A 14,316-nucleotide genomic window follows, 5' to 3' on the forward strand; every position below is an offset into this window, starting at 1 on the left:
GCTGAGATCAGGCTGCATGCGCGAGACATTCGCGCTATGGTCGTCGGCGTCCACACGGGAGTCCGCGGCAGCGGGCTGAGAGGGAGCTGGAGCCGCTCCGACCGTTACACCTGATCCGGATCATGCCGGCGAAGGAAGTGATTGTTGTGCTTCTCCCACGAATTTTCGCTCTGGTCTCCTCGGCCGAGGACCTCTCCCTGCTGCCCGCCTTCGCAGAGCTCGGGGTGCGCGGCTTCCAGGTGCGTGACAAGGCCGCGTCCACCCGTGAGCTGGTCGCGCTGACGTCGGCGGTTCGGTCCCGCGTCGGGGTGTTCGACGCGTGCGTGGTGGTCGACGACCGGCTCGACGTCGCGCTGGCGGCCGGGGCCGACGGGGTCCATCTCGGGGCGTCGGACCTTCCGGTCGAAGCGGCTCGGCGGATCGCCGACACGGCCTCGCCGGGGCTGATGATCGGCGCCACCTGTCGGGATCGTGCGGCTGTCGTCGCTGCGCAGGAGACCGGGGCCGACTACGCCGGGTTCGGACCGGTCTTCGCGACCACGTCGAAGTCGGGGCTGCCCGATCCGCTGGGCGTGGAGGCGGTGAGCGCTGCGGCTGGTGTGCTGCCGCTGATCGCCATCGGCGGGCTCTCCGCCTCGAGAGCTGCCGAGGTGCGCGCCGCAGGCGCCCACGGGGTGGCCGTGATCGGCGGACTCTGGCGACAACCCGACCCGCTCCAGGCAGCGAAGGAGCTCGTGGAAGCCGCCGGCTGATGCGGGTGCAGATCCTCGGAGCCGGGATCGTCGGGCTGTCCGTGGCCGACGAGCTGATCAGGCGCGGACACGAGGTCACGTTGGTCGACCCGTCGCCCGGGTCGGGGGCGTCGTACGCCGCGGCCGGGATGCTCAGCCCGGCCGGCGAGGCCTGGCACGGTGAGGAAGAGCTCACGCGGCTGGGGCTCTCGTCGCTGGGGCTGTGGCCGTCTTTCGCGGCCCGGCTCGGGGTGCCGATGCACACCCGCGGGACGCTCCTGGCCGGCGTCGACGCCGGCGACGTCCAGCAGGTGGAGCGGCAGCTCGCCGTGCTCGATCTGGCCGGGGTGCGTTACGAGCGACTGCTGCGTCGCGAGCTGCTCGCCCGCGAGCCCGGCCTCGGCCGGGTCGCCGGTGGCGCCTTCCTGCCCGAGGACCACTCCGTCGACCCGCGGGCTGTCGTGGCCGCGCTCCTCGACCGGTTGTCTCCGCTGGTCGAGCCCGGCGAGCGCCAGCGAGCCGGTGTCGAGACCAACACAGTCGCCGACGTCACCGTCGTCGCCACCGGCGCTCGGCTGCCCGCTCCGTACTCCTCCCTCATCCGCCCGGTCCGCGGCGACGTCGTCCGCGTGCGCACGCCGGAGCGGATCGAGCGGACGGTGCGCGCCTGGGTCCACGGCGAGCAGGTCTACGTCGTCCCGCGCGCCGACACCGACGAGGTCGTCATCGGCGCCACCTCCGAGGAGCGCGACGGCCCGCTGCTGCCGACCGTCGAAGGCGTCTGGCGCCTCCTCGACTCCGCCCGCCGAGTCCTGCCCGGCCTCGACCGCGCCGCCGTGGTCGAGGTGACCTCCCGCGACCGCCCCGGCACCGCCGACAACCTTCCGCTCGTCGGGCCGACCGACGAGCCGGGCGTCGTCCTCGCCGCGGGCGCCTTCCGCAACGGCGTCCTCCTCGCCCCTCTCATCGCGCGGCTCGTGGCCGACCACGTCGAGACCGGGGTTGTGGAGGCTGCGGTGGACCCGCGGCGGTTCTCCAGGGATACCCGGTCGACCGGGGATTCATGGACTTGACGGGCACTGAAACACCCGTCAAGTCCACAAAGTGCCCGTCAAGCATCACCAAGGAGTCCGACAGATGAGACTGATGATCAACGGTGAACCAACCGACCTGCCCGACGGATCAGGCGTCGCCGACCTGCTGACCGAGCGGACGGGGAGTGCCGTCGCGGTGAACGGCGAGGTGGTGCCGCGAGCGGAGCATGCGACCACCCGCCTGGCGGACGGCGACGTCGTCGAGATCGTGACGGCGGTGCAGGGCGGATGAGCGGCACCGTGAAGATCGCCGGCCGCGAGCTCTCCTCGCGCCTCTTCCTCGGCACCGGCGGCCTGCCCAACCTGGCGCTGCTCCCCGAGATCATCGAGGCCGCCCAGCCCGGGTTGGTGACGGTCTCGATGCGGCGTACGTCCTCGACGGCGGCGGGCGGGCTGCTGCAGACGCTGCGGGCGGCGGAGGTGCCGGTCCTGCCCAACACCGCGGGCTGCCTCTCGGCGCGCGAGGCGGTGCTGACCGCCGAGCTCGCTCGAGAGGCGCTGGAGACCGACTGGGTGAAGCTCGAGGTGATCGGTGACGAGACCTCACTGATGCCCGACGCCGTCGAGCTCGTCGACGCCGCCGAGCTGCTGGTGCGCAAGGGCTTCACCGTCCTTCCGTACGCCACCGACGACCCGGTCCTCGCCCGCCGGCTCGCCGACGTCGGCTGCGCCGCGGTGATGCCGCTCGGCTCTCCGATCGGCTCCGGCCTCGGCATCCTCAACCCGCACGCCATCGAGGCGGTGGTCGCCGCGGTCGACGTGCCAGTGGTGCTCGACGCCGGCGTCGGCACCGCCTCCGACGCGGCGCTGGCCATGGAGCTCGGCTGCTCCGCGGTGCTGGCCGCCACCGCGGTGACCCGCGCCGCCGCCCCGGTCGCGATGGCCCGGGCTCTCCGGCTGGCGGTCGAAGCGGGAGTCACCGCCCGCGGCGCCGGCCGGATCCCGCGCCAGGCCGTCGCCCGCGCCTCCTCGCCGATGGAGGGCCGGATCGCATGACCGCGCCGACGGTGACGAAGCTGCCGCGGCTGCTCGTCCTCACCGACCGCTCCCAGCTCCGCCTCGGCCGCGGCCTCCTCCCGACCCTCGCCGACTGTGCCCAGGCAGGCCTGACCCACGTCGTGCTCCGCGAGCTCGACGAGCCCCCAGAGCAGCGAGCGCGGTTGGCCGAGGCGGCTGCCGAGCTCGGCCTGACCGTCATCGCAGCCCACACCGAGCTGCCCGGCGCGGCGGGGGTCCAGCTCCCATCGGCCGGGGGTAACACGTCGTTCGTAGGACTATTCGCCCTATCTGAACGACCGGATAGTCGGTGTAACAGCGTGTTACACCTCCGCGGTCGCAGCTGCCACACCCCCGCCGAGGTCGCCCGTGCGGCCGAGGAGGGGTGCGACTACGCGATGCTCAGCCCCTATGCGCTGACCGAGTCCAAGCCGGGTTACGGGCCGCCGCTCGGGAACGCTGCGTTCCGTGATCTGCCGCTCCCGACGTACGCGCTGGGCGGGATCACACCGGACAACGCCGCCGAGGCAGTGGCTGGCGGGGCTCACGGGGTCGCGGTGATGGGTGCGGTGATGCGGGCCGAGGAGCCGTCGCAGGTCGTCCGCGACCTGCTGGCTGTCCTGCCCGCCCCGGCGGCGGAGATGAGCGCATGAACCCGCCGGTCGCGCTCACCATCGCCGGGACCGACTCCGGCGGTGCCGCGGGCACCGCTGCCGACCTGGCCACCTTCGCAGCGCTCGGCGTCCACGGCGCTTGTGTCATCACCGCCGTCACCGCCCAGGACACCACCGGCGTCAGCGACATCCACCCCGTCCCGCTCACCGCCATCGAGGCCCAGCTGGACGCGGTCTTCGACGACCTGCCCGTCGCCGCGGTCAAGACCGGGATGCTCGGCACGGCCGCCGCGGTCGAGGCGTTCGCGCAGAGGGTCGTGAAGCTGAGGGTGACCCATGGGCCACGCTCGGGTTCACAACCCGCGATCGTCGTCGACCCCGTCCTGGTTGCCACCTCCGGCGCGGTGCTCGGAGGCGAGGACGTACGCCGCGCCTACCTCGACCACCTGCTCCCTGTCGCCACGGTCCTCACTCCCAACCTCGACGAGGCGCGGGCGCTGCTCGGCCGCGACGGCACCCCCTCTGAGCTCGCGGCGGAACTGGCCGCTGAGCTCGCTGGTCGAGCCGCCGGAGCCGCTGGGCGGAGGCGTGTCGCGACCAAGACGGTCCTCTCGAGCGCGACAGGAGGCCGTGTTGGTCTCGACACGCTCGCTGGCGCTCGCGGCTCGACCAGCGGGGACTCCGGCTCGACCAGCGGCGGCCCGGCCGTGATCGTCACCGGCGGCGACCCCGAGGCCACGGGGGAGTGCACCGACTGGCTCGCGAAGCCGGGTGAGACCCCCGTCCCGCTCACCCATCCCGCCGTCGCGACGAGCAACGACCACGGCACCGGCTGCACCTACAGCTCCGCCCTGGCCGCCCATCTCGCCCACGGCGCGCCGCTGCGGGAGGCGGCCGAGCTGGCCGCTGCGTACGTCACCCGGCAGCTCCTCGTGAGCAGCCGCTGGATCCTCGGCCGTGGCCGAGGCCCGATCGCCCACACCAGCCCGACCATCGAGGAGACCGCATGACCGTCCACCCCGCCCACACCCGCGTCGAGCTCGGCGACCTGAAGGTCCCGGTGACCCGGATCGCGCTGACCAACGGCGAGACGTTCGACCGCTACTGCACCGAGGGCCCCGGCTCGCAGCCCGAGCAGGGCCTCCCGCCGCGGCGGCTGGAGTGGATCGAGGAGCGTCAGGACACCGAGACCTACCCGGGCCGCCGGACCGAGCTGCTCGACAACGGCAAGGCAGCAGTACGCCGCGGCGAGGCGCGCCAGGAGTGGCGGGGCGAGCGCCGCCAACCGCGCCGTGCGGTCTCGACAGGCACCGCCGTCACCCAGATGCACTACGCACGCAAGGGCATCATCACCCAGGAGATGGCCTACGTCGCCGTGCGCGAGAGCTGCGACCCCGAGCTCGTCCGCGAGGAGGTCGCCGCCGGTCGCGCGATCATCCCCAACAACGTCAACCACCCCGAGTCCGAGCCGATGATCATCGGCAAGCGGTTCCTGGTGAAGATCAACGCCAACATCGGCAACTCCGCCGTCACCTCCTCCATCGAGGAGGAGGTCGACAAGCTCACCCACGCGATCACCTGGGGCGCCGACACGGTGATGGACCTGAGCACCGGCGACGACATCCACACCACCCGCGAGTGGATCCTGCGCAACAGCCCGGTCCCGATCGGCACCGTCCCGATCTACCAGGCGCTCGAGAAGGTCGACGGCGAGGCCGACAGGCTGACCTGGGAGGTCTTCCGGGACACCGTCATCGAGCAGGCCGAGCAGGGCGTCGACTACATGACGATCCACGCCGGCGTACTCCTCCGCTACGTCCCGCTCACCGCCGACCGCGTCACCGGCATCGTCTCCCGCGGCGGCTCGATCATGGCCGGCTGGTGCCTCGCCCACCATCAGGAGAACTTCCTCTACACCCACTTCGACGAGCTCTGCGAGATCTTCAAGCAGTACGACGTCGCCTTCTCGCTCGGTGACGGACTGCGCCCGGGCAGCACCGCCGACGCCAACGACGAGGCCCAGATCTCCGAGCTCCGCACGCTCGCCGAGCTGACCGAGCGTGCCTGGGAACATGACGTCCAGGTCATGGTCGAGGGCCCCGGCCACGTCCCGCTCAACCTCGTCGAGGAGAACGTACGGCTCCAGCAGGAGTGGTGCCACGGCGCGCCGTTCTACACGCTCGGCCCGCTCGCTACCGACATCGCGCCCGGCTACGACCACATCACCAGCGCCATCGGCGCGGCCACGATCGCCATGCACGGCACCGCGATGCTCTGCTACGTCACCCCGAAGGAGCATCTCGGCCTGCCCGACCGCGACGACGTGAAGACCGGCGTGATCACCTACAAGCTCGCCGCCCACGCCGCCGACATCGCCAAGGGCCACCCCGGCGCCCGCGATCACGACGACGCGCTGTCCCGCGCCCGCTTCGAGTTCCGCTGGCGCGACCAGTTCGCCCTCTCGCTCGACCCGGTCACGGCGGAGAGCTTCCACGACGAGACCCTGCCTGCGGAAGGCGCCAAGACCGCCCACTTCTGCTCCATGTGCGGACCGAAGTTCTGCTCGATGAAGATCAGTCAGGACGTACGCGACCGTTTCGGCGCCGCGGCGGGCGCATCCCCCGAGGAGATCGAGGCCGGGATGATGCAGAAGTCGAAGGAGTTCTCCGCGGCGGGGAGCCGCGTGTATCTCCCGCTCGCCGACTGAGCCGCCTCGGCGGAGCCCGGTCGTGTCTGTGCCGGGCTCCGCCGCGCTGCCTCATCGGTCGGCGCGCAGGCTCTCGTAGACCCTGGCGAAGCCCTCCGACCCGTGCCCCGCAGCGACCTGCCGGCTGATCAGCTCCTGGACCATGGCGATCGGAGAAGGGTCGACGCCCTCCTCCTCGCTGGCCCGCACGAGGTGCGAGAGGTCGGAGAAGTCCAGGCTCTGCTGGCCCGGGACGGTGTAGTCACCACCGTCGATGACCTTCGCGTAGTCCGCCAGCTCCTCGGTCATGGCGGCCAGGAACGGCGTCTGCCGGGCGGTGAACTCGGCTGCGCTCATCCCCATCGTCGCAGCCATCGCGGCGCCGTGGAAAAAGCCCGCGAACATCTGGTACATCCCCGACAGCATGGCCAGATCCACCACCGAGGCCCGACCGGCGTCCTCGCCGAAGAACTCACTGGTGGCCCACACCTCGAGCATCGGCAGGAGCGTTTCGTACGCCGCCCGCGAGCCGCTGTAGAGGACCTGGCCGGTGTGCGCCCCGATCATCGACGGCACGGCCATGATGGCGCCGTCGAGGTAGTCGATGCCGTGCACGGCCGCCCAGGACGCGAGCTCGCGGGCCTCTCCCGGGGTCGTCGTGGTGACGTTGACCAGGGTGCGGCCACGGAGGTCTTCGGCGACCGGACCCAGGGTCTCCTCGACCGAGGCGTGGTCGAGGAGGCAGGCGATGACCACCGGGCTGGCCAGCACCGCCTCGCGGACCGACCCCACGGCGTCGGCGCCGTGCGCCACGAGGCGGGTGGCGCGACCGGGGGTGCGGTTCCAGACCGTCACCGAGCGGCCGGCGTCGAGCAGGGCAGCAGCCAGGGCGCTGCCCATCGCGCCGAGGCCGAGCACGCTGGCTTCGCTGGGATGGATGGGCTGGCGTTGAGATTCGGACACGTCGACCACTCTGGCCGACGGCATCGCGCTCGGGGAGTACCCACTAAATAGTGGGTTGCGAACCAGTTGGTCAGCAAAGACTCAGGGATGAACCGGAGAGACGGACGGGATCTGCGCCGATAGCATTCGGCCTCATGGGACTCCCTGAACCACACCCCGGCCAGCCCCGCCGTCCGGACCTCCGCGTCAGCGATGCCGACCGTCACGCGGTGGCCGACATCCTGCGCGAGGCCGCCGGCGAGGGCCGGCTGGACATCGAGGAGCTCGAGGAGCGGATCGAGGAGACCTACAAGGCCAAGACGTACGCCGACCTCGAGCCGATCACCCGGGACCTCCCGGTCGCGGGGCGCGCGCCATCGACCCCGCCGGCGTCCGCCGACGCTGCGCCGAACGCGCCGGTCGTCTACGGCGAGGGCGCTGCGAACGACAGCGCGAGCGCGTTCCTGAGCAGCGTCGAGCGCAAGGGCGTCTGGACGATGCCCCAGCACCTCACGGTCAACGCAGTGCTGGGGGACGCCAACATCGACCTGCGCGAGGCCCACTACTCCGCGCGCGAGGTGGTCATCAACGCGACCTCGATCCTGGGCAGCGTGAAGGTCACCGTGCCGCCGAACGTGCGCGTCGTCGTCGAGGGGAACGGCGTCCTCGGTGAGTTCAAGGAGCCCTCCGACAAGGTGCCGGAGGCGCTCACCGCCGACTCGCCCGTGGTGCGGGTGCGCGGCATGGCGGTGCTGGGTGACGTGACCGTGAAGAGGCGGGGGCCGAAGGGTCCCCGGCGCAGCCTGCGGCAGCATCTCGGCCTGGAGTGAGGATCAGGGGGATTGCTGAGGCGCACCAGCGTCCCCACCACTAACATTCAGCCTCATGGGAACGACCCCCGAGCCGTACCGCGGCCACACTCCTGATCCGAGCCTCCGGATCAGCGATGCCGACCGCCACAAGGTGGCCGACATCCTGCGCGAGGCCGCAGGCGAGGGACGTCTCGACATCGACGAGCTCGACGACCGCCTGGAGGCGACCTTCAAGGCGAAGACGTACGCCGACCTGGTGCCGATCACGGTCGACCTGCCTGCTGCCGGCACCCCGGCGCCGCCGGCCACGCGACCCGCCGCGACCGGCGGTAACACCCCCGTGGCCTACGCGGCGAACCCGGTCGAGAGCCGGCTCTACGTGGCGATCATGAGCGGCGTCGACCGGCGTGGGATCTGGACCGTCCCGGTGACCGGCAATGTGATCGCGCTGATGGGCGGCGCCGAGCTCGACATGCGCCAGGCGGAGTTCTCCGCGCAGGAGACCACCATCTACGCGAACGCGATCATGGGTGGCATCACCATCACGGTCGGGCCCGAGGTGCAGGTCGTGATGCAGGGTGTCCCGATCATGGGTGGCTTCGACGGTCCTCGCGGGATCGAGCCGACCGGCGGCCCGGTGCTCCGCGTGAAGGGGCTTGCGCTGATGGGTGGCGTCACCGTCGTCCGCAAGCCGCTGAAGGGTGGCAAGGGCGCCAAGCGCCTGCCGATCCCGCCTCACGAGCTGCACTGAGCAGCGACCGGGGCTGAGCCCTCGTCAGGTCCGCTCTGCGGACCGGCTCTGCCGCGCCTGGAGAACAGGCGCTAACCTCGCCGGAACAAGATATTATGTAGTTATATAATAGACAAAGGAGTCTCGGGATGATGCCGAAGTGGGGCGCGTTGCTGGGTGCCGCGCTTCTGTCCGTGGTCGCGCTGGTCGCAGGAGTCCTCGTCGTGGGCCCGACCACCGGCGCCGACGACGCGGCGGCCGCTGACCCGTCGGCCGGCCCCGCTCCGGAGGCGGCGGCGCTCGCCGCCGCGGCCGACGAGCGGCCGAACATGGTCTTCATCCTGATGGACGACTTCTCCCTGGAGCTGCTCCGCACGATGCCGGAGGCGACCCGGATGGCCGCCGAGGGCGCGAGCTACCAGAACTCCTTCGTGATCGACTCGCTGTGCTGCCCCTCGCGCGCCGCGCTGCTGACCGGGCAGACACCCCACCAGACCAAGGTGCTCACCAACACCGAGAACGACCCGAAGCACCCGGTCGGCGGCTGGTCGGCGTTCCGGCGCCACGGCAACGTCGAGAAGCAGTTCAGTCTCGGTCTGCAGCGAGCGGGCTACACGACCGGGTTCGTAGGCAAGTTCATCAACGCCTACGAGGTCGTCACCGGTCAGGACGGCGAGCGGGTGCCGCCGCCGAAGGTGCCCGGCTGGGACTCCTGGAACGCGCTCCTCGGTGGTGCCTACGGTGGCTGGGGCTATCAGAGCACCTACCTCGACGAGCACGGCGAGCTGAAGCTGCGCCACCACGAGCAGCCTCCGACCTCGGCCACCACGGCGGAGAAGGACGCTGCGTACGCCACCAACGTCACCCGCGACTACGCCCTGGACTTCATCAGCGCCCACAAGGACGACGAGGACCCCTACTTCCTCGAGATCGCCGCCTACGGGCCGCACTCCCGCCTCGGCCACCACTACCCGGGCCTGAAGACCTGGTTCCCGCCGGCCTTCGCCGACCAGGCGCCCGCCGACGATCCCACCGGCGGTAACTGCGGCCGCGTCCCCTGCGGCAAGCTCTCGCTGAAGGATCTGGTCGGCTACGGCGACGACCGCTCCGACAACACCCCGACCTACCTCGGCCCCGACGGTCGTACGTCCCCGGCCCCCGCCTGGCGCACCAACAAGGTCTCGCTGAGCGACGAGACGGCGCTGAGCCAGTACCGCGACCGCGCTCGGATGGTGCAGTCGATCGACCGGATGATCGACGAAGTGCGCAAGGCGGTCGACGACAACACCTACATCGTGCTGACCTCCGACAACGGCTTCCACCTCGGCCAGCACCAGCTCAACGGCGGCAAGGGTGCGCCCTACGACTCCGACACCCGGGTCCCGATGGTGGTCGTCGGCCCCGACGTGGTGCCCGGCGAGCGCTCCCAGTTCGTCAGCAACATCGACCTGGCCCCGACGTTCCTCGACCTCGCCGGGGCGGAGACGCCCTCGTGGACCGCCGGGACCTCCTTCGCCCAGGCGCTGACCCGGCCGAAGGCGGAGGGCGGGCGCTACGCCTTCTTCGAGCACACCTATGCCAAGGCTCACCCCGGTGAGGTCGACCTCGATCGCGGCTCCGGCGGCACCATCGACATCATCCCCTCCTACATCGCGGTGCGCAGCGCGAAGGGGCTGCTGGTCCGGTTCGACCTGGACAACTCGTGGAAGGGCACCGACTACGCCTACGAGCTCTACCGCTACGACCGGCCGTGGGAGGACACCAACGTCTTCGCCGAGGACCACACGAAGCCGTACGCCGAGGACCTGATGCGCCGCCTGGACGACTACGAGGGCTGTGCCCCTGCTGTGTGCAGGGCTTTGACCCGCTGATTCCGAATCTGGGCTATCGTGTCCCCGCCGGGACAAATGTGTCCTCGGTCACTTCACAACGGATCGTCCGGCACGTACCTGCCGGTGAAGGAGACAACGGAATCATGGCAACAGTCAGCTTCGAGAAGGCGCAGCGGTGGTATGCCGGTGCCCCCGAGCCCGCGGTCAAGGGCATCGACCTCGAGATCAAGGACGGCGAGTTCATGGTGCTCGTCGGCCCGTCCGGATGCGGTAAGACCACCACCCTGCGCATGCTCGCCGGGCTGGAGGAGGTCAACTCCGGTGCCATCAAGATCGGCGACCGCGACGTCACCAACGTGGCGCCCAAGGACCGCGACATCGCGATGGTCTTCCAGAACTACGCGCTCTACCCGCACATGAGCGTCGCCGAGAACATGGCGTTCTCGCTGAAGATGGCCAAGGTCCCGAAGGCCGAGCGTGACAAGCTCGTCGCCGAGGCCGCCAAGACCCTGGGTCTGACCGACTACCTCGACCGCAAGCCGAAGGCGCTCTCCGGTGGTCAGCGCCAGCGCGTCGCCATGGGCCGCGCGATCGTCCGCCAGCCGCAGGTCTTCTGCATGGACGAGCCGCTGTCCAACCTCGACGCCAAGATGCGCGTGCAGACCCGCACCGACATCGCCAAGCTGCAGGCCGAGCTCGGCATCACCACCGTCTACGTCACCCACGACCAGGTCGAGGCGATGACGATGGGCGACCGCGTCGCGGTGATGAGCAACGGTGAGCTGCAGCAGGTCGACACCCCGCTGAACCTCTACCGCAAGCCGGTCAACCTCTTCGTCGCCGGCTTCATCGGCTCGCCGCAGATGAACCTCATCAAGGCGACCTCGGCCGACGGCGGTGCGAAGATCGGGGAGTACGTCGTCCCGGTCGGTGCCACCGACCTGCCCACCAACATCACCGTCGGCGTGCGTCCGGAGAGCTTCCGGGTCATCGGCGAGGGCGAGGGCGGTCTGCCGGTGCAGGTCACCGTCGTCGAGGAGCTCGGTTCGGACTCCTACGTCTACGGCACCAGTGACGTCGAGGGCGTGCCGTCGACCCTGATCGTCCGGGTCTCCTCCAAGGACCAGGTCAGCAAGGGCGACACCATCTACGTCACGACCGACCCCGAGGACGTCCACGTCTTCGACAGCGAGTCCGGCCTCCGGGTCAACGACTGACGCTGCCTGGTCAGTGCTGCTGGTTCATCCGAGCCAGCATCGCGTTGTAGGCATCGAGGGCCTCGTCGCTGTCGGGATCCACGGATCCCGGCTCGGCGGGGCCCTCCGCCATGCCGCGGGCACTCTCCTCGGCGAGCCGGGTGCTGCGCACGCCGTCGAGGAAGCTGCCGGTCATCTTGGCGCGGCGCTCGGGTGAGGAGACCACGGCGATGACCAGGCCGATGGCGAGCAGCATCATCCCGCCGTCTCCGCCGGCCCACATCAGCCCGCCCGCGGTCTGGATGTCACGCACCGCGTCGAGCGCCCAGCCGGGGCGGGCGCCGGAGTAGACCGGGTAGAGGTCGCGCTCGGTCTGCAGCATCACGATGCCGACGATCGTGTCGGGCACCATGCCGACCACCAGGAGCGCGATCCGGCCCAGATAGGGGAGGTCGACGCGTACCTTCTCCTCACCGATCGTGCTGGTGAGGAAGAGGAAGCCGGCGACGATGTAGAGGACCTGCTCGCCGACCATCAGCGGGACGCTCTGAGCCATCGCGTCCATGAACCCGGACAGGTGGGTGCCGATGATGACCACCGAGTAGATCAGCGTGCCGGTGGCCGGGTGCACCAGGATCGTGACAGGGAGCGAGCGGATCGCCCGCGCGGCGCGCGGGCCGGTCTCGGCGATGACGGTGAGCGGATGACCGAGCACCAGCAGCGCGGGCACGATCATGATCAGCGTCAGATGGAGCACCATGTGCATCCACGCCAGCGACATCGCATAGCCGTTGATCGCCGAGGCGACCACGACGTACGTCAGGGCGAGCCCGGTCAGGAACGACGCGACCCGCCAGCCCTTGACCGTCGAGGCCGCGCCGGCGGCGTTGCGCAGCGTGAGGTAGCCGGCGCCGAGGATGACGACGGCGAGCAACCAGCCGGGCTGGAGACTCCAGGTGGTGAGGAACTCGGTCCAGCCGAGGGCGGGCAGAGAGCCGTGGTCGTGCATGCCCTCACGGTATCTCCGGGCCGTGAAGGAGCGTGATTCTGCGGGCTATCCCTGGTCGGCCGACGTGATCAGCGGCACCAGGAAGAGCCGGGCGAGCGCGCGCAGCTGCGCCTCGTCGTCGATGTCGACGACCTGGCTCGGGGTGACCAGGAAGGAGGTCGAGGTGCGGACCATCAGCTCGGCGACCAGATCGACGTCGACCTCGGCGGGTACGTTGCCGGCCCGCTGCTCGCGGCGCAGCTGGCCCGCGACGAAACCGGCGATCGTGGTCAGGGTGCGGCCGCCGTCGCCGACGATCGAGTGGACCATCGACTCGCTCTCGACGGTCAGCAGGCCGCCGATGAGCGGGTTGCCGCGGATCGCCCGCATCGCGCTGGCGAAGCCGATCTCGACACGTTCGGCCGCGTCGGCGGCATCGGCCACGTCGATCAGGAACTGGTCGAAGTAGCGACGGAACTCGCGGCGCACGACCTGCTCGACCAGGGCGTCCTTGTTGGCGAAGCGACGGTAGAGGGTGATCCGGGCGACGCCCGCGCGCTTCGCGACCCCCTCCATGGTGGTGCGCCTGATCCCGACCCGGCGGAACTGCTCCGCCGCGGCGTCGAGGACCTTCGCGGTCACCGCCTCGTCCTCGATGGGCTCGGCGACGTCGGCGAGCGCCCTGGCGAGCAGTGACCCCGACTCGTCCTCGGGGGCCGTGGTCGGCATCTAGACGGCGACGGCGCGGTCGGCGGTGCGGCGGACGACCCGGATGAAGGTGGGCCACAGCCCCTCGGGCAGGTCGTGACCCATGCCCCTGATCAGGGTGAGCTCGGCGCCGGGGACGGCCGCGGCGGTGGCCCGGCCACCGGAGACATGGACCATCTTGTCGGCGAGCCCGTGGATGACGCTGAAGGGTACGTCGAGGCGGCCGAGGTCCTTGGTGCGGTCGGGCTGGGTGAGGATGGCGAGCATCTGGCGGGCGACGGCCGCCGCGTCGACGCCGCGGTTCCAGGTGTCGATGGCCCGCTGGCGTACCTCGTCCTCCGGCTCGGGGTAGCCCGGGGAGCCGATCTGGAGCGCGCCCTTGATCTGCCGCTCGATGTATCCGTCCAGGCCCGGCTTCTTGATGAGCAGGGCCGGCAGCAGGGTCGGGTGCTGGAAGCCCACCCGGCGGTCGCCGGTCGTGGACATCGTCGAGCAGACCGAGCGCACCCGGTCGGGATGGTGGATGGCGAGGGTCTGCGCGATCATCCCGCCCATCGACACGCCCCACACGTGGGCGGAGTCGATGCCGAGATGGGTCAGCAGCGCGGCCGCGTCGTCGGCGAGGTCGGTGAGTGCGTAGGGCGCCGTGGTCGGCAGCCCGGCGAAGGCGCGCGCCAGCCTGGCCAGGGTGATCCGCTCGTCGGTCGGGAACGGTGCGGAGTGGCCGATGTCGCGGTTGTCGTAGCGGACCACGTAGAAGCCCGCCTCGACCAGCCGCTCGCACAGACGTACGTCCCACCAGGTCATCGGGCCACCCAGCCCCATGATCAGCAGCAGCGGGTCACCGCTGGGGTCGCCGAACGTGTCGTAGGCGAGCTCGATGCCTCCGGGGAGGGACGCGGTTTGTTCAGGCGGCGCGGCGGCGGAGGTCATGCCTCGACTTTACCCGCCAGCACCCACAAGCCCCGGTGGTCGAGCCTGTCAAGA

15 protein-coding genes and 1 riboswitch are annotated in these 14,316 nt (G+C 70.6%); of the genes, 11 read left to right on the forward strand and 4 right to left on the reverse strand.

Annotated elements, in window-relative coordinates:
* Positions 1-44: 44 nt before the first annotated feature.
* Positions 45-154, forward strand: a riboswitch (TPP riboswitch).
* From IEY81_RS08115 to thiC, 7 genes are all read left to right on the forward strand, one after another.
* A complete protein-coding gene (locus tag IEY81_RS08115; protein WP_189117972.1) occupies positions 147-752 on the forward strand; it encodes a thiamine phosphate synthase in 606 nt (201 codons plus the stop codon). (Overlaps the previous riboswitch by 8 nt.)
* Positions 752-1,804, forward strand: coding sequence for a glycine oxidase ThiO (gene thiO, locus IEY81_RS08120; RefSeq protein WP_189117973.1), 1,053 nt, complete (start codon positions 752-754; stop codon positions 1,802-1,804). The genes IEY81_RS08115 and thiO overlap by 1 nt, the downstream gene beginning before the upstream one ends.
* 64 nt (positions 1,805-1,868) lie before the next feature.
* Entirely contained in the window at positions 1,869-2,057 is a 189-nt protein-coding gene (thiS, locus tag IEY81_RS08125; protein WP_189117974.1) for a sulfur carrier protein ThiS, read from the forward strand.
* Complete coding sequence (locus IEY81_RS08130; RefSeq protein WP_189117975.1) at positions 2,054-2,821, forward strand: thiazole synthase; 768 nt, start codon at positions 2,054-2,056, stop codon at positions 2,819-2,821. Before thiS ends, IEY81_RS08130 begins: the two co-directional genes overlap by 4 nt.
* Positions 2,818-3,474: a thiamine phosphate synthase gene (locus tag IEY81_RS08135; RefSeq protein WP_229787530.1), complete on the forward strand. Its 657-nt coding sequence runs from the start codon at positions 2,818-2,820 to the stop codon at positions 3,472-3,474. Before IEY81_RS08130 ends, IEY81_RS08135 begins: the two co-directional genes overlap by 4 nt.
* Positions 3,471-4,445: a bifunctional hydroxymethylpyrimidine kinase/phosphomethylpyrimidine kinase gene (locus IEY81_RS08140; RefSeq protein WP_189117976.1), complete on the forward strand. Its 975-nt coding sequence runs from the start codon at positions 3,471-3,473 to the stop codon at positions 4,443-4,445. Before IEY81_RS08135 ends, IEY81_RS08140 begins: the two co-directional genes overlap by 4 nt.
* The gene (gene thiC / locus IEY81_RS08145; protein ID WP_189117977.1) at positions 4,442-6,142 is read left to right on the forward strand and encodes a phosphomethylpyrimidine synthase ThiC; all 1,701 of its coding nucleotides are present in this window, start codon (positions 4,442-4,444) and stop codon (positions 6,140-6,142) included. The genes IEY81_RS08140 and thiC overlap by 4 nt, the downstream gene beginning before the upstream one ends.
* Before the next feature lie 51 nt (positions 6,143-6,193).
* Here thiC and IEY81_RS08150 read toward each other — a convergent pair whose 3' ends face one another.
* Entirely contained in the window at positions 6,194-7,084 is an 891-nt protein-coding gene (locus IEY81_RS08150; protein ID WP_229787531.1) for an NAD(P)-dependent oxidoreductase, read from the reverse strand.
* A gap of 134 nt (positions 7,085-7,218) precedes the next feature.
* On the opposite strand from IEY81_RS08150, the gene IEY81_RS08155 reads away from it, so the two are divergent.
* The 4 genes from IEY81_RS08155 to IEY81_RS08170 all read left to right on the forward strand — a co-directional run bounded on the left by IEY81_RS08155 (position 7,219) and on the right by IEY81_RS08170 (position 11,654).
* Positions 7,219-7,893 carry a DUF1707 SHOCT-like domain-containing protein gene (locus IEY81_RS08155; protein WP_189117979.1) on the forward strand — a complete coding sequence of 225 codons (675 nt, stop codon included), beginning with the start codon at positions 7,219-7,221 and terminating at the stop codon, positions 7,891-7,893.
* A 55-nt stretch (positions 7,894-7,948) separates the two neighbouring features.
* The gene (locus IEY81_RS08160) at positions 7,949-8,626 is read left to right on the forward strand and encodes a DUF1707 SHOCT-like domain-containing protein (protein ID WP_189117980.1); all 678 of its coding nucleotides are present in this window, start codon (positions 7,949-7,951) and stop codon (positions 8,624-8,626) included.
* A gap of 128 nt (positions 8,627-8,754) precedes the next feature.
* On the forward strand, positions 8,755-10,476 hold the full coding sequence (locus tag IEY81_RS08165) for a sulfatase-like hydrolase/transferase (protein WP_189117981.1): 1,722 nt from the start codon (positions 8,755-8,757) through the stop codon (positions 10,474-10,476).
* A gap of 104 nt (positions 10,477-10,580) precedes the next feature.
* Positions 10,581-11,654: an ABC transporter ATP-binding protein gene (locus tag IEY81_RS08170; RefSeq protein ID WP_189117982.1), complete on the forward strand. Its 1,074-nt coding sequence runs from the start codon at positions 10,581-10,583 to the stop codon at positions 11,652-11,654.
* Between the two features lie 10 nt (positions 11,655-11,664).
* Here the strand turns inward: IEY81_RS08170 and IEY81_RS08175 are convergent, their stop codons facing one another.
* From IEY81_RS08175 to IEY81_RS08185, 3 genes are read right to left on the reverse strand one after another with little or no spacing between them, the layout of a single operon-like run.
* Positions 11,665-12,642: a cytochrome c oxidase assembly protein gene (locus IEY81_RS08175; protein ID WP_189117983.1), complete on the reverse strand. Its 978-nt coding sequence runs from the start codon at positions 12,640-12,642 to the stop codon at positions 11,665-11,667.
* 45 nt (positions 12,643-12,687) lie between these two features.
* Positions 12,688-13,350: a TetR/AcrR family transcriptional regulator gene (locus IEY81_RS08180; RefSeq protein WP_189117984.1), complete on the reverse strand. Its 663-nt coding sequence runs from the start codon at positions 13,348-13,350 to the stop codon at positions 12,688-12,690.
* Positions 13,351-14,262: an alpha/beta fold hydrolase gene (locus IEY81_RS08185; RefSeq protein ID WP_189117985.1), complete on the reverse strand. Its 912-nt coding sequence runs from the start codon at positions 14,260-14,262 to the stop codon at positions 13,351-13,353.
* Positions 14,263-14,316: the final 54 nt, after the last annotated feature.

The sequence above is a fragment of the Nocardioides luteus genome, from assembly GCF_014648595.1.
In the GTDB taxonomy this organism is placed as follows: Bacteria; Actinomycetota; Actinomycetes; order Propionibacteriales; family Nocardioidaceae; genus Nocardioides; species Nocardioides luteus.

Coding starts and splice junctions, on each gene's coding strand:
- thiO (WP_189117973.1), top strand. CDS start 752: ATGCGGGTGCAGATCCTCGGAGCCGGGATCGTCGGGCTGTCCGTGGCC.
- thiS (WP_189117974.1), top strand. CDS start 1,869: ATGAGACTGATGATCAACGGTGAACCAACCGACCTGCCCGACGGATCA.
- IEY81_RS08130 (WP_189117975.1), top strand. CDS start 2,054: ATGAGCGGCACCGTGAAGATCGCCGGCCGCGAGCTCTCCTCGCGCCTC.
- IEY81_RS08135 (WP_229787530.1), top strand. CDS start 2,818: ATGACCGCGCCGACGGTGACGAAGCTGCCGCGGCTGCTCGTCCTCACC.
- IEY81_RS08140 (WP_189117976.1), top strand. CDS start 3,471: ATGAACCCGCCGGTCGCGCTCACCATCGCCGGGACCGACTCCGGCGGT.
- thiC (WP_189117977.1), top strand. CDS start 4,442: ATGACCGTCCACCCCGCCCACACCCGCGTCGAGCTCGGCGACCTGAAG.
- IEY81_RS08155 (WP_189117979.1), top strand. CDS start 7,219: ATGGGACTCCCTGAACCACACCCCGGCCAGCCCCGCCGTCCGGACCTC.
- IEY81_RS08160 (WP_189117980.1), top strand. CDS start 7,949: ATGGGAACGACCCCCGAGCCGTACCGCGGCCACACTCCTGATCCGAGC.
- IEY81_RS08165 (WP_189117981.1), top strand. CDS start 8,755: ATGATGCCGAAGTGGGGCGCGTTGCTGGGTGCCGCGCTTCTGTCCGTG.
- IEY81_RS08170 (WP_189117982.1), top strand. CDS start 10,581: ATGGCAACAGTCAGCTTCGAGAAGGCGCAGCGGTGGTATGCCGGTGCC.
- IEY81_RS08175 (WP_189117983.1), bottom strand. CDS start 12,642: ATGCACGACCACGGCTCTCTGCCCGCCCTCGGCTGGACCGAGTTCCTC.
- IEY81_RS08180 (WP_189117984.1), bottom strand. CDS start 13,350: ATGCCGACCACGGCCCCCGAGGACGAGTCGGGGTCACTGCTCGCCAGG.
- IEY81_RS08185 (WP_189117985.1), bottom strand. CDS start 14,262: ATGACCTCCGCCGCCGCGCCGCCTGAACAAACCGCGTCCCTCCCCGGA.